Genomic DNA, 17,153 nt, shown 5'->3' on the forward strand with positions numbered 1-17,153 from the left:
CTCAGCGTTGCTGGCCGGGTGGTGTCCGGCGGCGTTCCGGGCCGGTCAGTGACGTGCGACGTAGTGCGCCCGGCAGGGCTCCGGCTTCGGCGTCGTGTCTGACTTTTCAGCCAGCGCGCCGCAGGCTACTGATACTCGTCCCTGTCCAGAGTGGTGGGGACGACGCCGCCAAGAGTCCACCCCCGGCGCACGCGGACAGCAGCGAAGGGTTGCTAGTGGATCGCCGGGCGCTGCGCGTCGCGACGCCCCGTACTACGGCGAGCCGTGAACGATGGGCGGAGCAGATCACGCCAGCGAGAACCTCCGAGGTCAGCCAGCAGAGCTGGCACGGGAGCCGGGTCGAACATCGAGAGCACACCTGCACGAGTGGAAAACAACTGCGACCACGACCGGGAACCCCAGCACCAACGGCCCCGGCCCGCACCGTTCACCTCGGCGGTCGAAGTCGAGCCTGAGCGGCCGAACTCCGGTTGTACGACCACCAGCCCACGCTTTGGAGCGCCTGATGCCTAGCCCTGACGCCCGTTCCGTTCAGCTCGCCCAGTCCCGCTACTGCAACGACTACGGGCCCACCGTCGCCGAATCCTGGGATGAACTCCTGCCGAGCACCCGCGAGTTCATCGTCAAGGAAGCCACCAGTTGGCTCGGGGCTGCCATCGCCGCCGGCCTCATCCCGGCGACCGAGCCAGCCTCCGAGGATCTCGCTGCCGCCGACGATCCGACCCATCTCCGTTGGGGTCTGGACGACGTCATGTGGGGCGACGACGACACTCTCACGGTGCTTCTGTCCGACGAGAATCGGCGCCCATACTGGCTGGAGCTCGACCCGGAGCGCGCCGCCGTACTGTGTCGGAACCTCGCCGGACCGGTCGGTGAGTAGCCGGCCGACAGCGAGACCGGCACTCCGTGGTGTGGCCATGACGACCCACCATCGAGCCCGGTATTCGCCTGCCGGTATGAGTCGGCAACATACAGCCCGCCACACCTACCAGACGTCATCACCACAGCTCTCGACTCCAGCTGTGGAGACCGCCGAGTCCCAAGGTGAGGAGACTCAAATGATTGCTGAAATGAATCCCGAATCGTTCTCGCACGTGGTCCTCGTCACCGGTTCCCGAAGCTGGAACGACGAGCAGAGCATGCGCTCGGCGTTCAACGACGCCTGGCGCGACTGGGGAACGGAGAACGTCACCCGGCCGGTACTCATCTCGGGGCACTGCCCCGAGGGTGCCGACGCCATGGCCGAGCGCCTGTGGCGGGCCGCCGGCTTCGAGATCCGAACCTTCCCCGCCACCTGGTCGGCTCATGGGAAGCGGGCCGGCTTCCAGCGCAACCAGGAGATGGTCGACACCGCCCAGGTCTTCCGCGAGGCAGGGGCGCAGGTGCTGTGCACGGCCTTCCTCGACCTCTGCAGGAAGCCCGGATGCTCGCAACGAGACCGGGAGCAGCTCATGCCACATACGCCGGGGCACTTCTCGCACGGCACCATCCACTGCAGGTCTCGCGCGCGAGCCGCGGGGATCAAGACGACCAAGGTGATCCATCCGTCGCTGTTGCCGCCGTCCTGAGACGCGCGAAGGGCCCTGCAGCACACTGCAGGGCCCTTCAGGGACGGATGGGAGGAGTCGGCCGGGAGGGCGAACGCCAGGGCACAGCGCTACTTGCTCCGATCGATGCCGTGCGCCTCGTCGTAGGCCTTCATGACCGCCTTCGGGATGCGCCCGCGCTCTGCGAAGTCGTGGCCCTCCTTCTTGGCCCACTCGCGGATCTTGTCGCGCTCCTCGGCAGTCGTCTTGGGTACGACTCGTTTCTTGGGCGCCGGAGCCCCGGCTTTCCGACTGACCTCCAGGTACGACTTCAGCGCAGCCTCAAGGCCTTTCTGCTCCTCAGCTGTGAGATCCACCTCGTACCAGGTGTCACCCAGGCCGAAGGTCACGGTAGCCGCATCCGGCTTACCGCTGAGATCTGACTCAATAATGCTTCGAATGGCCATACCGGCGAGAGTAGCCGATATGTAAGGGCCTTGGAAAGTCTGTCGCAGTCATTCGAGATAAGTGTGCCATTGGATGCCTGAATGAGACTCGGGGGTGCTGCTGAATAGGCAGTAGTCGTGATTGGTGCTGCTAAAATCACAGCAATAGGGCAAGGGGGTCTCGTACCCCGTTCCCCACCGACCAACGACCCTGCCCGATCGAGAGGCATCCACCATGTCCACGCTCCATATCGTCGACGACCGTTCGCTCACCGACGAGGACACCGACCTCTTCGAGCTGCTGTGCCAGCGCCGGGGGTGGTCGGATCGGTACCTGAAGGAGATCGAGTCCACCGAGCACGACGAGCTCCTGGACCTGGCCGAGATGGTCGAGGCCCTTGCGGACGCCCGAGCAGCGGGCAAGAGGATCGCCATTGCCCCCGACTTCGACATGGACGGCATCTCCTCCGGGGTCCTCGGCTACGCCGGCCTGTCCGAGCTCGGCTTCGACGTCGAGCTGCACCTGCCCGACTACCGCCGCGGGCACGAGCTCGCCCCCGAGGACATCGCCGAGATCCACGCGAAGTGGCCCGACACGCGGGTCCTGCTCACCTGCGACGGGGGAGTGAACTCCCGCCGTGGTATCGCCGCCGCACGTGCCCTGGGCTGGATGACGCTGGTGACCGATCACCACGAGGAGCTCGCGCCGGGCTCGACCGCGGACGTCACCGTCGACCCGTGCCGGATCGACGAGACCTACGCCCACACCGGGATCTGTGGTGCGCACGTGCTCTACCAGGTGATTGAGGCCTACGCCCGCGTGCACCGGCCCGAGAAGCTCTGGGAGATCCACCTGCTGCGCCTGTTCGCCGGCGTCGGCACCGTCTCCGACGTCATGCCCGTGCTGTACGAGAACCGCCAGCTGGTGCGCGACGCGATCTCGATCGCCCGCCTGCTGCGCGTCGCCGCGCCGAAGACGATTCCCAATCCCTGGGGTGGGTTCGACGCTGATCCCGATGCCATCGACGTCGATCAGTCGATCCTGATGCAGCTGCTGCGCACCGAGCCGCACCACCCGGTCTTCCTCCGGGCCTTCGAGGGCTTCGCGATCGTGCTCAAGGCCTTCGCGCAGGTCGGCAAGATCCGAGATGTCGATGACCTCGACGAGAGTTTCTTCGGCTTCTACCTCGCCCCGGCAATGAACAGCCCGCGCCGCACGGGGGCCTCGCTTGAGCCGTGCTTCGCGGCGTTCACGGCCGCCGGTGCTGACGTCAAGCTCAAGGCCGCCCACCAGGTGATCGAGAACAACGAGCTGCGCAAGCATCTGGTCATCGAGCACATGCAAGAACTTGCCGCCGGGGACCAGCCGTTGGCCCCGTGGGTGTACTTCTCGGACGCCTACCCGGGCATGTACGGGCTGCTGGCCAACCGGATGATGGAGCTCAACGGCCATCCGGTCGTCGTCGTCAACCGACCCGCCGGCTCCGACGATTTCGTCAGCGGCTCCGGTCGCGCGCCGGGGTGGTTCGACATCATCACCAGCCTGGAGCCGTACGACGGTCTCAGCGCCATCGGGCATCAGCAGGCCTGCGGCGTCCGCGTCGCGAAAGCCGAGAAACTGGGCGACCTCGTCGCCGTGCTGCAGGAGGCCACCCAGGTCGCCCTGCTCGCCGGCAGCACTGATGGCCCGAACGGTGATCTCGTGCTCGGCCCGGACGCCGACTGCGACGCCGGCCTCGAGGACATGCAGCCGTTGTTCGAGCTGGTGCGCCGGACCGAAGGACTCAAGCCCTTCGGGCACGGCTTCTCCGCTCCGGTCGTCGAGATCGCGGTCGAGCCCCTGGGCCTGCGCGTGGACCGGATCGGATCCGAATCACAGCACCTGCGGCTGGTCACCCGGTCCGGCCTGTCCTGCCTGTGGTGGAACGTCGCCGAGGAGAAGTTCGACATGCTCCAGGGCTTCGTGCAGCGTGCCAGCCGCACCGAGCTCGGCACGCTGCGCTTCACAGCGACGCTGCAGCTGAACACCTTCCGCGGTGACACCCGCGTCCAGGCCGTCATCAACGAACAGATCACCACGGCTGCTTGAGCCTCATACGTCACCCACAGAGGAGGAGACCTTGACGACTTCACCGATAACTTCACGTCTGCTCCGCATCGGGTGGTGCGTCCTTGTACCCTCCGCCACCATCGCGGTCTACCTCGGCCTCGGCACCGTCGCAGTCCGCCTCATCGGAGAGCCGATCGCTGCGACCACCCTCCTGGACATACTCGTTGTCGTCCTGGTCGGCTCGGTGAGGATCCAGCAGCCCCGGTGGCTCGCGCATGCGCCGGCCCCGCGACCGGGGCCGAAGATCCCACGCTCCGCGTGGACCGTCCTCGGCTGCGCGGTCCTGGCCTTCCTCACCGGCCAGTCGCTGGCCTTGTGGATCTACGTCACGGCCGGGTCCGCCGGCTTCGACGGGTCGAACCAGGCGAGGCACGCGGCCGGGGCCATGGTGACCCTCCTGCTCACCCTGGTTGTGGCTCCCGCGGGGGAGGAGGCCCTGATCCGAGGGCTGATCTACCCGTTACTGCGCAAGCGGGTCGATGTCCTTGCCTCGATGCTGGTCACCGCCGTGGTGTTCGGCCTGCTGCACGGCAACGCCGTGCAGTTCGCCTCGACCCTGCCACTGGCGGTGCTCCTGGCCCTGGTCTACGAACGCACGCGCGTGCTGTGGCCCTGCGTGCTCCTGCACCTGGGCTTCAACCTCGCTGCCGCCCTTGTCCCGGCACAGGCTCTCGGCGCTCTGGCGAACCCCGTTCCCACGGTGTTCCTGTGCCTGGCCTTCGCTGGTTGTGCCTCGGGGCTCTACCGGCGGGTCGCCGGCGGGACTGCGCCAGGCGCCGTCCAGGGCCTGGGAGGCGGATCCGCGAGGCAGTGAGCGAGGTGCTCAGCCTCTTCTGAAAAACGATGGTGCCCTCCGTGCGGGATGTGACGGCCTTTCAGGCGCCGGTCCTGGCGCGGAGGGCATGCTCGTGGTGACCGGGGTGATCCGGTCACCAGGGGTGTGGCTGAAAGTAATTGTTCAGTCATACTCGTCAGGAGAGGAGAGGATCTCATCATGGCTGTCGTCAGTACCTGCACGTACGACTCGCGAGGAACGCTCGTCCGACCCGACACGCTCGACATCAGCCGTGCGAAGATCCGTCTGGACCTCGACACGGGTGAGAAGCCGACCTTCGATCGCGGTCACATGCACGTCTTCGTCGTCTCCGACATGGGTGTCACGGCCGAACAGGCTCGTGAGCGCGTGAAGCTGAGGCTGCGCCGGTTCTTTGATCGCGCCGAGGTCGTCTACGGCTTCCGCAAGATCACGATGAAGAAGAGCCAGAGCAGGAACCGGCTCAACCTCAACACCACGATTTCCTACGAGATCCTCTATGCCGTCGACGCAGACGGGCGATCCCGTAGTCGCAGTCCCGAGTCTGCTCATGCGGGATACCAGCCAGGCTGAAGCATGGTCACTCCTGGGTGATTCGCGCCATCCACGCCTCGCACTCATCAGCACATGCAAAGAGGCCGAAAAGCTCCCTTCCCACGGGGATGCTCTCCGGCCTCTCTGTTTTCACGTTCCAGTGCAACATCGATCACCTGGCGTCAACGATAGCAGCTGTCGGGTATCACTCGCAATGAGAAGTGAACGTCAGTCAAATGCCCTCTCGTATCGAGTAGAGCCTCATGAGTGAACGGCTCGGACAAGGATCTGACTCACGCCCGGGGGGCGCGTCTGGAGCCTTCCGCGAGCCCCGGGACGCCGAGGATGTTCCATGCGGCTTCTGGTCCCGCCGAGGCTCGGTCGTGCCGCCTGGGAGCCGCATCGCGGCTCGGCGCGGAAGTCCGCCTCGGCTTGGTCGCCAGGGCGTGCATCGAGTTGCCAGCTGTACCACGAGACGTGGTACACCCCTGAAAACCCGTCCGACCTGGGTAAACGCCTGTACCGCGAGGCTCTTTCCCGCATCGGGTGTACCACGTGGGAGCGCCGACGTGGTACGGCGTTTTGTCTGGTCAGCCAGCGTCTCCCGTCGATGGACCACGAGTACCACGTTTTTTTGACCGTTTGCATAGGGGGTGCGGTCGGGAGCGATCCAGGCGGCCTCCAGCCCCGGCTCGCCAGTCTGCTCTCTCATCCCCCTGCGCGTGTATCTGGTCTCTATTTCCTGGTACAGGTGGTACAGGGGGTATGTAAACCCTTCCTGACCTGGGGAAACACCTGTACCACGTAGGAAATGGCACGTGGTACAGCCTGCTCTTGGACTCCCGAAATTCCTGCTCCGACCTGGGGAAACGGGTGTACCACGTCACGTGGTACACGCTCGGATGCCCCTAGAGGGTATGTGTCTATCGGGGTCCTCCTGGGGGAGCGTCCAGTTGATGCTCTGGTGGCAGCCGGCTCGGCCGGTCGGAAGAACTCCTCCGAACCTTGACCGCAGGCCGGGCGGCTCACGCCGCCCGCGGGTGCGTGGTCGAACACGAGAAGCCAGTGACTCCGCGGGGCGTGTGTCCGACGGAGTCGCTGGCTTTCGCGTGCCGCCCAGGGCTGCGACGCGTGTGGCATGGCTGTGGCGGTCGCGTGCACCCTCTCCGGTCCCTATTGGTGACCCTTTCGGTCTTCCGCCGACTGTCATTCAGTGTATCAGTCTGATCTCTTGTCTGATGGTTTTTCGATCGTTGCGAAAGGACATTTGAATGACGTAGGGTCGAGATCGCGTTCCATTCGATTACGAGTCCAATCGGCTTCCCACTCATCGCCGGCAGGAACTCGATCATGATCGAGAAAGCAGCAACATGACGCCTCCTGATGCCCTCATACCTGTACCTACCGCCTGTTCCAACGCCGGACCGCGCACCAACCCCGTCGCCGACGTCCTGGCCAGCGTCATGGGGTACTTCTCGAAGCGCAACGACATGGCTCCGCAGAACGAGATCGTCACCCTCGTCACTGCCGCCTACCTCGACCAGATCGACCCGACCGATCCTCCGACGTCTCGCGTGCTGGAGAAGGAGCTGCTGGCAATCGTGGGCGGCGTCATCAGGGCCGAGAATTTCAAGGCGGCCGTGGCCGCCGAGAAGTACCCCCTGCCGAGATATTTGACGTACTGGCAGGTCGCGCAGATTCTCCTGCGTCTGCACCACGTCATCCGGATCGCGCCCAACGCCAAGGACACCGACCGCGAGTACGACCTGCTGGCGATGTACCAGGCCGAGGGCCGCGCGCGTGGGACGTACACCACCAGCGAGGACGACATCCGCACCACGGCGCGCATGTACAACACCCAGCTGACCCTCAAGGAGTTCGCCGAGGTCCTGGCCGTTTTGCGCGAGGACAGCCCGCGCCGGCACCAGAGCACGAACCGTGACTTCATCGCCGCGCGCAACGGCATCGTCTTCTACGGCAGCGAGCCGCTGGACGGCACGATCTTCGGCAAGGACTTCCACTTCGAGCCCAAGCAGGTCCACCCCTTCGACCCCGCCATCGTGCTGCTGACCAAGAACGACGTCGACTACGTGGACGACGCCCCGCAGCAGGTCATCACACACCCCGCTGACGGAGACTGGGAAGTCGTCGCCTGGATCGAAGAGCTCTTCGACCAGCCCGGTGACGAGGGTCTCGCCGACCTGATCTGGGAGATCATCGGCGCGATCATCAGGCCGCACGTGCGCTGGGGCAAGACCGCCTGGTTCTACTCCGAGCAGGGCAACAACGGCAAGGGCACGCTCTGCGCGCTCATGCGCAACCTCGTCGGCAGCGGCGCGCACACCTCGATCCCGCTCTCGGACTTCGGCAAGGACTTCGCGCTCGAACCGCTGGTACGCGCCAACGCGATCATCGTCGACGAGAACGATGTCGGGACGTTCATCGACAAGGCGGCCAATCTGAAGGCGATCGTGACCAACGACGTCATCCAGATCAACCGCAAGTACCGGATGCCGATCGCCTACCAGTTCTTCGGCTTCATGGTCCAGTGCCTGAACGAGTTCCCGCGTGTGAAGGACAAGTCCGAGTCGTTCTACCGCCGGCAGCTTTTCGTGCCCTTCACCAAGAGCTTCACCGGAGCCGAGAAGAAGTACATCAAGGACGACTACCTCCAGCGCCGCGAGGTCCTGGAGTACGTCTTCTGGTACGCGGTCAACCGTGCCGGCGCGTCGTCTCCGGGTGACTACTACCAGCTCTCGGAGCCGGTGGCCACCAAGGAAGTCCTGGCCGAGTACAAGGAGGCCAACGACCCCGTGCGCGCCTTCTGGGAAGAGTTCCGCGGACGGCTGGTCTGGGACCTGGCACCGTTCACGTTTCTCTACGACCTGTACAAGGCATGGTTCGCCGACGTCTCGCCGTCGGGCTCGCCGGTGAGCAACAAGCAGTTCATCACTGACCTCGTGGCGATCGTCCGGCCGGATGCCCTGTGGCACTGCCCGGACAAGAACCGCAAGATCCGGCCCGGCCAGATGATGCACACCCCCGAGGTGCTCATCGCCGAGTACGAGCTGAAGAAGTGGATGCACACGAGCTACACCGGCAGCGACCCGAAGAAGAAATCCCAGCCGACGCTGCAGGCCAACTACCGCGGACTGCTGCGGCAGACGGGCGCATCAGCCCCGCCCGGCGACACCACTGACGAACAGGACTGATGCATCCATGGCTAGAACTGCTGGCGCACTCGGCGAACGCACCCAGGCCGTACTCGATCTCGCCCGCGGCCAGGGCCGCCTGATCACGACGATGTCCGGTGTCGCGTGCGAGCAGCGGATCACCAACCTCGGCGTCCGCTCGCAGATCACGGCGGACCCCGTGGAGAAGGCCCGGCTCTTGAGTGAGGCGTCCCGGCGCATGAATCTACCGCGTCGGCGCTCCCCTCACGACTCCCTCTGAGGCCACGCACGCCTCCTCCCCAGGCACCGGCCGTGATGGTCGGACCGACGTAAGGAGATCCCCGTCATGACCACACAGCGAACACCCGTCACGGCCTCGAAGGCGCGCTTCACCTTCTACGACATCGAGTCGTTGCCGGACGTCTTCACCCTGTGCGCCTACACCCCGCGGACCGACAGAGCCGTCGACGACCTGGAGGTCTTCTTCCTCGCCGACGACCAGCAGCTCTCCGACACCGTGGACCCGCAGGCGCTCTATCAAGCCGTGGTGCGCTCCAACCCGGGCCTGCCCGCGGTGAGCGTCCAGCTGTGGAATCTGCGCGGCGAGCGGGGCAACCTCCGCCTCGCCGAGCTGATGGGCCTCTCGAACGCGGACCAGGTCAACGACCGCAGCGAGATCTCGTCCTATCCGGTGAGCCTGCGCCCGGTCTGCGACACGGATCCCGAGTACGACCCGTTGAAGCACCCGTTCCTGGCCGGGTACAACTCGTGGAACTACGACACGACCATGCTCGCGCTGTACCTGATGGAAGCCTTCCCGGCTCCGCACTCCGGCCGTCTTGTCCAGCCGACCACGGCGCGCGAGATGCGCGAGCACAACGACAAGCTGTTCAACGAGCACACCGGATACATGCCCGGCTACCTCGGCTGGGACGGCCCGGCCGCCAAGATCCGCCGCGCCATGATGCACTCGGGGCGGCACCTGGACGTCGCCCGTCTCAATGAGCTGCAGACCAAGGTGAGCCTCAAGCGTCTGCTCGGGATGCTCGGCCGCCAGATCAAGGAGTCCGGAAAGCTCAGCCACGACACATCGATCGCCGCGGTCGAGGATCTCTACGAGCTGCTGGCCTACAACGTCTCCGACTGCCTGGGCCTGGCCCAGCTCTTCCGGCACCCGGCCTACGCCAGCAACTTCGATCTCAAGGCCGGGCTGCTGGCGCAGTACTCCGAGACCGTCTACGCCAACAACGGCTCGGTGCGCCGGGACCGCCTGACCATCGACTCGTCCTCGGCGAAGTTCGTCGGCCGCATCCTCGCGCCGTACACCTCGCTGAACGACATCGAGGCCGTGTCGTTCCTCTATCCGGCCAAGGAGGTGGCCGAGGAGCAGGGCATCGCCCAGGTCAACGTGCTCGACGAGTGCGTGCGCTTCTTCGAGGAGAACGTGGCCCCCGACCCTGCCAAGGACCCAGCCGTGACGCCGGCACAGGCGACGGCGCACCGCCAGTTCATGCAGGTCGTCACCTACTACCGCTCGATCGAGGGGCAGAACTTCAACGACTCCGAGGAATACGGCGACCTGTTCGATCTCCCTGCCAAGTCCTTGCGCGAGCTGCCGAAGACGCCGAACAACGTGCCCTACTTCCACCGTGACGCCTCCCCGTCGTCGTGCTTCGCCACGTTCAGCACCGGCGGCATCCACGGCGCGGAAGCGGACATGGCAGTCTTCGACGCCGACTCCCTCGAGCACCGGGAACAGGCAGCCATGATCGGCCTCGCCAAGCTCTTCTACCCGGACGCGAAGGACTTCGTCGCCGAGGCCAAGCGCCAGCACAACCTGCTCGCGCTGCCCGACGGCACAGCTGTCGACAAGCGGCTCGTGCTGCTGGGCTCGGACCCGAAAAAGGTGAAGTACCGCAAGCCGAAGAAGGACGACCCGGACCAGGCCGAGCAGCTCGCGCGTGCACGGGCCCAAGTGCCGGATCCGGCTCAGCTGCTGAACACTCAGCGCCCGGACACCGAGGCGATGCACGTGCGCCTGGCCGACGGGACCGTACTCGACGGCAAGGTCGTCCTGGCCGTCACCTCGGCGGTCCAAGCCGTCTATCGCGATGAGCCGGCGAGGAAGGCACCCGCGCTGTTCACTGCGAAGGCCGACAAGTCCACCAAGCTGCACCCGAAATTCGCACGGACCTCGGCAGGCCTCGTCATCCACGAGGACTTCACGAGCTACTACCCGAACCTGCTGCGCCAAATGAGGGCGTTCTACAATCCCGATCTGGGCGAGGACCGTTACACGACGATCTTCTTCGAGAAGGAGCGCCTGGGCTTCGAGATGAAGAAGCCGGGGATCTCCGCCGAGGAGAAGGCCCGGCTCACCACCTTGCGCAACGGCACGAAGCTGATCCTCAACTCGGCCTCCGGAGCCGCCGACGCCGCGCACCGGACCCCGATCAGGATGAACAACCGCACCGTCTCGATGCGGATCATCGGCCAGCTGTTCAGCTGGCGGATCGGGCAGGCCCAGACGCTGGCCGGCGCGCGGATCATCTCGACGAACACCGACGGCCTCTACTCCGTTGTCGGCGGCGAGAACGGCTTCGACGAGACGACCAACAACCGGGTGCTCGCCGAGCAGCAGGCCGTCATCGGCATCGGCATCGAACCGGAGCTGATGTTCCTCATCAGTAAGGACTCGAACAACCGGCTCGAGCTGGAGGCGCCCAGTGAGGACCGGAGCGTCGCCGACAGCCCGATCATCACCGCCTCCGGCGGGACGCTGGCCTGCCATGCGGGTCCTACCCCGACGAAGTCGCTGGCCCACCCGGCCGTGATCGACTTCGCCCTGGCCCGCTACCTGCAGACCGTCGCCAGCAGGGGAGAGGAGGCTCTTGCCGAGCCGTTCGATCCCGTGCTGGGCCGGAAGATGATCGAGGAGGCGATCGACCCGGCCGATCCCGGACGGACGCTGCTGCTGTTCCAGAACGTTCTCGCCGCCTCGCGTGGCTCCATCACCTACCCGTTCGCAGCCGACCCGGTCGGCGCCGGGCCCGACCGTGACGACAACGAGGACGCCGATGCGCAACTGGTGAACCCGCGGGCCCTGCAGATGGTCAACCGGGTCTTCATCGTCCACGACGGCACCGATAGTGCCGTGAGCCTGCACAACGCCGGCGCATGGAAGGTGAACCCGGTCAGCCAGAGCAAGCGACGTGAGTCCGGCAGCGCCGGGGTGCGACGTGACCCGATCGCTCTGGAGATCCTGCGCCACCACGGGTGGGCGAGGAACCGCAGGGAGGCCAGCACCTCCGACGGCTCCACGCTGCTGCCCGATGACCAGGACGTCGTGATCCGCCGGATCAACGGCATCGACCCGCGCTGGTCGGTGGTCGTCGTCAACGACGACCTTCGTACGCTGCCGGCCTCCCGGGTCGAGCGGCTCATCGGGGCGCTCGATCTCGACGTCTACACCCGGATGCTCGACGAGACGTTCACCAAGAACTGGAAGAACGCCGCCTGATCAGCTCCCCGCTTCACCATCGGACCGCAGGGTGCCGGGCCGTGCCGACACGACGCTGCTCGGTGCCCGATTCGAATGTGAGATGAAGGTGAATCTGGCTCGCCATGGCAAGGGAATCGAGAGACGTCATGTTCCAGACCACACTTCCCGTGCGCACCGTTGAGAGGGGGGTGACAAGTTGTGAGTGCTCCGACCGAATCAGTCCAGCCCGGTCAGCGCTGGCGGCGTAAAAGCGACGGGATCCTGACCAAGATCACCTCCGTGGAGCCGCCGGAGCAGTTCCGGCGCTCGGTCCATCACCGCGCACGGCGCCGAACAATCACCGAACTCGGCTCATTCCTGAAGAAGTATGAGCTCGCGTTCCAAGCTGTACCTATCGAAGCCGCGGCGCAGGCCGAGGACGCCCAGCTCCAGGAGAAACTGAACACGACCCGTGACGGCGTCCTGGTCGCTCCGGGCCAGATCTGGGAGTACCTCGACTCCCGGCAGAAGAAGCGCCGCGTCGTCGTCGTGTCTGTGCAGAGCGGCAGGGCCCGAGTCCGGATGCACTACGGCACGAGGCTCTCGACCCTCAGCGTCTCCCGGATGCACAAGCATTCCACCGGCTTCCGGCTCGTCGTGCCCGGTGAGCTGAGGTACGGCGCGTCGGTGGCTCCCTCGCACGAGGACACGCAGCGCTGATGGCTCGCACGCCCGAAGGCGTCGTCGAGGACTACCTCCTGACCCAGTGCCGGGCGAACGGCTTCTTGTGCCTGAAGTTCGTCTCGCCGGCCCGCGGGGGAGTGCCGGACCGAATCGTCGTCGCCCCGCACGGCACTGTGTTCGTTGAGGTCAAACGCCCCGGCGGTCAGCTGCGGAAGCTGCAACAGCGGACGCACGCCAAGTTGCGCCGGCACGGGGCCGAGGTCCACGTCGTCGACGACAAGCCGAGCGTCGACGCATTCATTGCCTACCTCCTCAAGACCTCATCCGACCAACAGAGAGCAGCACCATGCCCCACAGATACATAGGTGTGTCGTGAGCGAGCCTCGCTACGCGTGCCGCCGGTGCGGCACGTGGAAGTGCTCCGCTTGCGATGGGCAGCGGGCGAACACGAACGTCCGGTACGTCGACTACCCCTGCAACCGCTGCCGGGGCCTGACCGGGACTCTCATCCCGACCATGCACACGACCAAGATGTGGGGCACGCACAACGACGGCCCGCTGCCGATGGCGTACCCCTACGGCGAGCGCCCTCCGGCCGGAGAGTGGGCCCTGGGTTTCGGCAACCGGGATTTCCGCAGCCGCACTACCGGGGCGTGCCCGTCCCGGCGGACATGCGGTTGGACCCGGAGTCGTTCCGGCGAGGCGTGGACGCCGCGCTGGAGCGTTACGGCATCGGGGGCGCATCGTGAGGTACAGCGGAAAGATCCGGGAGTCCGTTCAAAGGTGGCGCCGCTCCAGGCTGGTCGCAGTCTGGGGAGCCGGCTGGACGCACAGAGCCTCCGCCTGCTGGATGAACTGCCAGCCGACGCAGACCCCGGGGTGCTGAGCACCATCCGGGGCCGTCCGGCCAGGGCCGACATGCACCAGCTCATGGCCGAGCGCCATGCTGAAGTTCCATCGTCGGACTCCACCCAGGAACCCAGACCGGCCCAAGAGATCACGGTGGCCCAGGCGTTCATCCAGCACAGCACAGCTTCAACCGCCTGGTTCGACGCCCAAGAAGGCAGCCTTCCCGCGGATACGCCGCTGAAGGTGATCTTCGACGAGTCCGATCAGCCGCTATTCGAGGTCATAGTGCGCGGCTGAAGCCGAGACGAGGTCGAATCCACGCCCCAGGCGCGGGATTTCAGATACGAGGTCTGCCGGCAGCCCTTCACCATGGCGGCTGCTCTGGGCTGACACAGGTGGGTCCATCGCGATCACGCTTCGTCCACCCCTCCGGCCAGCGACAGCGCCGACATCACTCCCGAGACATGCCCGACTCGTCCTCATTCAAGGCGCATTTCATGCCTGACCACTCACTCGAAGAGAAGGGATGACCAGCGACATGACTACGGCTACTGCTCCGTCCCCGATCTCGCTGATGCCGCATCAGCAGCAGATCCACGACTTCCTCGTTGACCACCCCTTCGCCGGCGCGTGGCTCGGCGTCGGGGCCGGCAAGACGCTCACGACCCTCAGCGTCCTGCAGACGATCCGCCCGATGGGGCACATCCTCGTCATCGCACCCGTGGCGATCGCCCGCTCCACCTGGATCGACGAGATCGAGAAGTGGGGCTTCCCCATCCGGACGAAGTCGCTCATCGTCGACGAGAACGACAGGAAGCTCTCCAAGGCCAAGCGTCTGAAGCGCTTCCAGGAAGTCGCCACCGATCCGCCGACGATGTACTTCATTAACCAGGACCTGCTGACTCAGCCGTCCCAGGAGACGAAGCTGATCACGCCGGTGTCGGGCGCAGTGCCTGCCCCGACCCTCTCGCCGGAGGCGACGGCGATACTGGGTCTGCTGCAGGCGCGGGGGCCACTGGGCCGAGACGAGCTGATCGGCGAGTACCGTGCTCTGGTCGCGGGCAACGCCAACAACCGGGTCCCCGCCAAGGCCAAGATCCGCACCTGGATACAGGAGTTGCTCAAGTCGGCCCTGGTGACGTGGGAAGCCTATGACTGCCGAACCTGTTCCGGCGCAGGCTGCGCTCAGTGCCGCTTCGGTCTGGTCGACCAGCTGCCGGTCCAGAACATCAACGGCCAGAGCACCATCATCTGGCCCTTCCAGACGGTCATCATCGACGAGTCCCAGGGCTTCAAGTCGCATGACTCGCAGCGCTTCCAGGCTCTGTCGAAGGTGCGGCCAGCCATAAACCGCCTCATCGAACTGACCGGAACGCCAGCTCCGAACGCGCTGACGCTCGACAGCCCGATCCTCACGCCCACCGGCTGGAAACCCATGGGCGAGGTGCAGATCGGCGACTTTGTTGTCGGCGCCGATGGCCAGCCAACCGAAGTCGTCGGGGTATGGCCCCAGGGTGATAAGCCTATCTTCCGCATCACCTTCAACGATGGGACCTTCGTCGACTGCACCGAGGACCACCTCTGGGCCGTAAACAGCCGCAGTCGCCGAGGAAAGGAGCTTGACCCGCTGGTCATCCCCACCGGTGAGCTCACGAAGGCCCGCAGCCGCAGCCGTGCGACCGATCTTGAGATCGGGCTCATGGACAAGAACGGAGCTCCGCGTTGGACCATCCCGACGGCCTCTTCGGTCCAAATGCCTTCGCAGAATGTCCCCCTGGACCCCTACCTTCTCGGTGTGCTTCTCGGTGATGGCAACACCAGTCACTGTCCGTCCTTCACCACCATGGACGACGAGATCAGGCAGTACGCCGAGGATGCACTTCCCTCGGGGACGCAACTTTCTCGCAAAACCCCTCGTATGGACTCGAAAGCTGACGCCTACTACATCACGACCGGGAAGCGCGGGGGTAGCATGCCCGGGTCACACAGGGGACAAGCCCCTAACCCTGTGAAGAAAGCGCTCAAGGAACTTGGGTTGTATGGTCGGCGAAGCTGGGAGAAATTCATCCCCGAGCCCTATATGTGGAACGACGAAAGCGTTCGGCTCGAACTTTTGCGAGGACTGTGTGACACCGATGGTGCCAGCAAAATCGGCCGTGGATCGACTTCGCAGTTCAGCACCTCGTCGCCACAGTTGGCTGCCGATGTAAAGTACCTCGTCTGGTCCCTGGGCGGCTATGTCACCGAGCGTTTCGAGCAGCGCGAAGGCCCTCAGGAGATGCCGCCCGGCCACTTCTCCATGATGCGCCGCCACCATGTCCTTTCCTTCGGTCTGCCGGTGAACCCATTCAGGTTGACGAGGAAGGCGAGGAACTGGGAGAAGCGCTGGCGTGTCCGAGAGAGGGCGATCCGCTCCATCGATCCCTTCGGCACTGCCCCAGCACAGTGCATCACGGTCGCCGCAGATGACGGGTTGTTCCTCACCAAGGACTTCGTGGTGACGCACAACTCGCTACACGATCTGTGGAGCCAGGTCTACCTGCTCGACCAGGGCCGGACGCTGGGTCAGAACATCACCGCGTTCCGTGACCGGTGGTTCACGCCGAAGATGGTGCCCGGCACCACGACGCCGGCGAAGTGGATCCCCACTGCGAATGCCGAGGCCGAGATCCACCAGGCGATCTCACATCTGGTGATGAGCGCTCAGAACACGAACCTGCAGCTCCCGGCGCTCAGCATCCAGGACGTCAACGTCACGCTCCCGCCGGACCTGCTCCAAGCCTATAAGGACTTCAAGCGCGACCTGGTCCTGGACATCGTGCAGACCTACACCGACGGCGACGGGAAGCTGACGCAGAGCGTCGAATCGATCGTCGCCGCGAACCAGGCGGTACTGACGAGCAAGCTCATGCAGTTCGCCTCGGGCACGCTCTACACCGCGGATCCTGACGACCCGGCCACGAAGGGCCGGTACGAGGTCATCCACGACAAGAAGATCGAAATGACCGAGTACCTGGTGCGGAACAACGGCGGCGAGCCCGTGCTCATCGCCTACCACTTCAAGTCCGACAAGGAACAGCTGCTCACGCGGCTCCGGAAGGTCGGCATCGACGCGCAGGCCTTCGACGGTTCGCGCGACATGGTCCGCCGGTGGAATGTCAAGCAGATCCCGGTGATGCTGCTCCACCCCGCCGCCGCGGGGCACGGCCTGAACCTGCAGCACGGCGGCTCGACGATGATCTGGTACACGCTGCCGTTCTCGCTCGAGCACTACCTGCAGACCAACGGGCGGCTCTTCCGCACGGGCCAGACGAAGCCGGTAACGATCCATCGGCTCATCGCCAAGGGCACGCAGGACGAGCGGATGCCCTCCGTGCTCGCCGGCAAGCAGCAGGTCCAGGACGACCTCATCCAGGCCGTGTCCGGGGACTTCAACTCCGAGCAGGCGCTCCTCGCTGCCCTGGAAGAAGAAATCCGCGAGGACCTCACCGACCTCTAGGCCTCCGAACGGGTCTGACCTGCACTCATTCAACGGC

Annotated in this window: 13 protein-coding genes; 12 read left to right on the forward strand and 1 reads right to left on the reverse strand. The window is 65.3% G+C overall.

All coding sequences use genetic code 11. The annotated features are described in order from the left end of the window. The first annotated feature begins 505 nt into the window (after positions 1-505). Both ACIQPR_RS45095 and ACIQPR_RS45100 read left to right on the forward strand, forming a co-directional pair. Positions 506-880 carry a hypothetical protein gene (locus tag ACIQPR_RS45095; protein WP_403662183.1) on the forward strand — a complete coding sequence of 125 codons (375 nt, stop codon included), beginning with the start codon at positions 506-508 and terminating at the stop codon, positions 878-880. A gap of 142 nt (positions 881-1,022) precedes the next feature. Then, a complete protein-coding gene (locus tag ACIQPR_RS45100; RefSeq protein ID WP_403662186.1) occupies positions 1,023-1,568 on the forward strand; it encodes an SLOG family protein in 546 nt (181 codons plus the stop codon). 89 nt (positions 1,569-1,657) lie between these two features. Here ACIQPR_RS45100 and ACIQPR_RS45105 read toward each other — a convergent pair whose 3' ends face one another. Continuing rightward, complete coding sequence (locus tag ACIQPR_RS45105) at positions 1,658-1,993, reverse strand: Lsr2 family protein (RefSeq protein ID WP_403662189.1); 336 nt, start codon at positions 1,991-1,993, stop codon at positions 1,658-1,660. 364 nt (positions 1,994-2,357) lie between these two features. Between ACIQPR_RS45105 and ACIQPR_RS45110 the strand changes: the two genes are divergently transcribed. The 10 genes from ACIQPR_RS45110 to ACIQPR_RS45155 all read left to right on the forward strand — a co-directional run bounded on the left by ACIQPR_RS45110 (position 2,358) and on the right by ACIQPR_RS45155 (position 17,116). Further along, entirely contained in the window at positions 2,358-4,061 is a 1,704-nt protein-coding gene (locus ACIQPR_RS45110; RefSeq protein ID WP_403662192.1) for a DHH family phosphoesterase, read from the forward strand. Positions 4,062-4,092: 31 nt separating this feature from the next. Then, positions 4,093-4,896, forward strand: coding sequence for a lysostaphin resistance A-like protein (locus ACIQPR_RS45115; protein ID WP_403662195.1), 804 nt, complete (start codon positions 4,093-4,095; stop codon positions 4,894-4,896). Positions 4,897-5,076: 180 nt separating this feature from the next. After that, positions 5,077-5,469: a hypothetical protein gene (locus ACIQPR_RS45120; RefSeq protein ID WP_403662198.1), complete on the forward strand. Its 393-nt coding sequence runs from the start codon at positions 5,077-5,079 to the stop codon at positions 5,467-5,469. A gap of 1,331 nt (positions 5,470-6,800) precedes the next feature. Then, positions 6,801-8,642: a phage/plasmid primase, P4 family gene (locus tag ACIQPR_RS45125; RefSeq protein ID WP_403662201.1), complete on the forward strand. Its 1,842-nt coding sequence runs from the start codon at positions 6,801-6,803 to the stop codon at positions 8,640-8,642. Between the two features lie 7 nt (positions 8,643-8,649). Further along, positions 8,650-8,883 (forward strand): hypothetical protein, encoded by a 234-nt coding sequence (locus ACIQPR_RS45130; protein ID WP_403662204.1) that lies wholly within the window; start codon positions 8,650-8,652, stop codon positions 8,881-8,883. Between the two features lie 66 nt (positions 8,884-8,949). Continuing rightward, a complete protein-coding gene (locus ACIQPR_RS45135) occupies positions 8,950-12,123 on the forward strand; it encodes a hypothetical protein (RefSeq protein ID WP_403662207.1) in 3,174 nt (1,057 codons plus the stop codon). A 180-nt stretch (positions 12,124-12,303) separates the two neighbouring features. Beyond that, a complete protein-coding gene (locus ACIQPR_RS45140; RefSeq protein ID WP_403662210.1) occupies positions 12,304-12,804 on the forward strand; it encodes a hypothetical protein in 501 nt (166 codons plus the stop codon). After that, positions 12,804-13,133, forward strand: a complete 330-nt coding sequence (locus ACIQPR_RS45145) for a VRR-NUC domain-containing protein (protein ID WP_403662212.1) — start codon at positions 12,804-12,806, stop codon at positions 13,131-13,133. The genes ACIQPR_RS45140 and ACIQPR_RS45145 overlap by 1 nt, the downstream gene beginning before the upstream one ends. A gap of 418 nt (positions 13,134-13,551) precedes the next feature. Continuing rightward, positions 13,552-13,914: a hypothetical protein gene (locus ACIQPR_RS45150; RefSeq protein ID WP_403662215.1), complete on the forward strand. Its 363-nt coding sequence runs from the start codon at positions 13,552-13,554 to the stop codon at positions 13,912-13,914. A 229-nt stretch (positions 13,915-14,143) separates the two neighbouring features. Beyond that, complete coding sequence (locus ACIQPR_RS45155) at positions 14,144-17,116, forward strand: helicase-related protein (protein WP_403662218.1); 2,973 nt, start codon at positions 14,144-14,146, stop codon at positions 17,114-17,116. Positions 17,117-17,153 lie beyond the last annotated feature (37 nt).

It is taken from the genome of Streptomyces sp. NPDC091280 (genome assembly GCF_044768565.1).
Lineage (GTDB): Bacteria > Actinomycetota > Actinomycetes > Streptomycetales > Streptomycetaceae > Streptomyces.

What these genes read in the sequence shown, in the direction of transcription:
- ACIQPR_RS45095 (WP_403662183.1), top strand. Translation starts at nt 506, where the DNA reads ATGCCTAGCCCTGACGCCCGTTCCGTTCAGCTCGCCCAGTCCCGCTAC.
- ACIQPR_RS45105 (WP_403662189.1), bottom strand. Translation starts at nt 1,993, where the DNA reads ATGGCCATTCGAAGCATTATTGAGTCAGATCTCAGCGGTAAGCCGGAT.
- ACIQPR_RS45110 (WP_403662192.1), top strand. Translation starts at nt 2,358, where the DNA reads ATGGTCGAGGCCCTTGCGGACGCCCGAGCAGCGGGCAAGAGGATCGCC.
- ACIQPR_RS45120 (WP_403662198.1), top strand. Translation starts at nt 5,077, where the DNA reads ATGGCTGTCGTCAGTACCTGCACGTACGACTCGCGAGGAACGCTCGTC.
- ACIQPR_RS45125 (WP_403662201.1), top strand. Translation starts at nt 6,801, where the DNA reads ATGACGCCTCCTGATGCCCTCATACCTGTACCTACCGCCTGTTCCAAC.
- ACIQPR_RS45130 (WP_403662204.1), top strand. Translation starts at nt 8,650, where the DNA reads ATGGCTAGAACTGCTGGCGCACTCGGCGAACGCACCCAGGCCGTACTC.
- ACIQPR_RS45135 (WP_403662207.1), top strand. Translation starts at nt 8,950, where the DNA reads ATGACCACACAGCGAACACCCGTCACGGCCTCGAAGGCGCGCTTCACC.
- ACIQPR_RS45145 (WP_403662212.1), top strand. Translation starts at nt 12,804, where the DNA reads ATGGCTCGCACGCCCGAAGGCGTCGTCGAGGACTACCTCCTGACCCAG.
- ACIQPR_RS45155 (WP_403662218.1), top strand. Translation starts at nt 14,144, where the DNA reads ATGACCAGCGACATGACTACGGCTACTGCTCCGTCCCCGATCTCGCTG.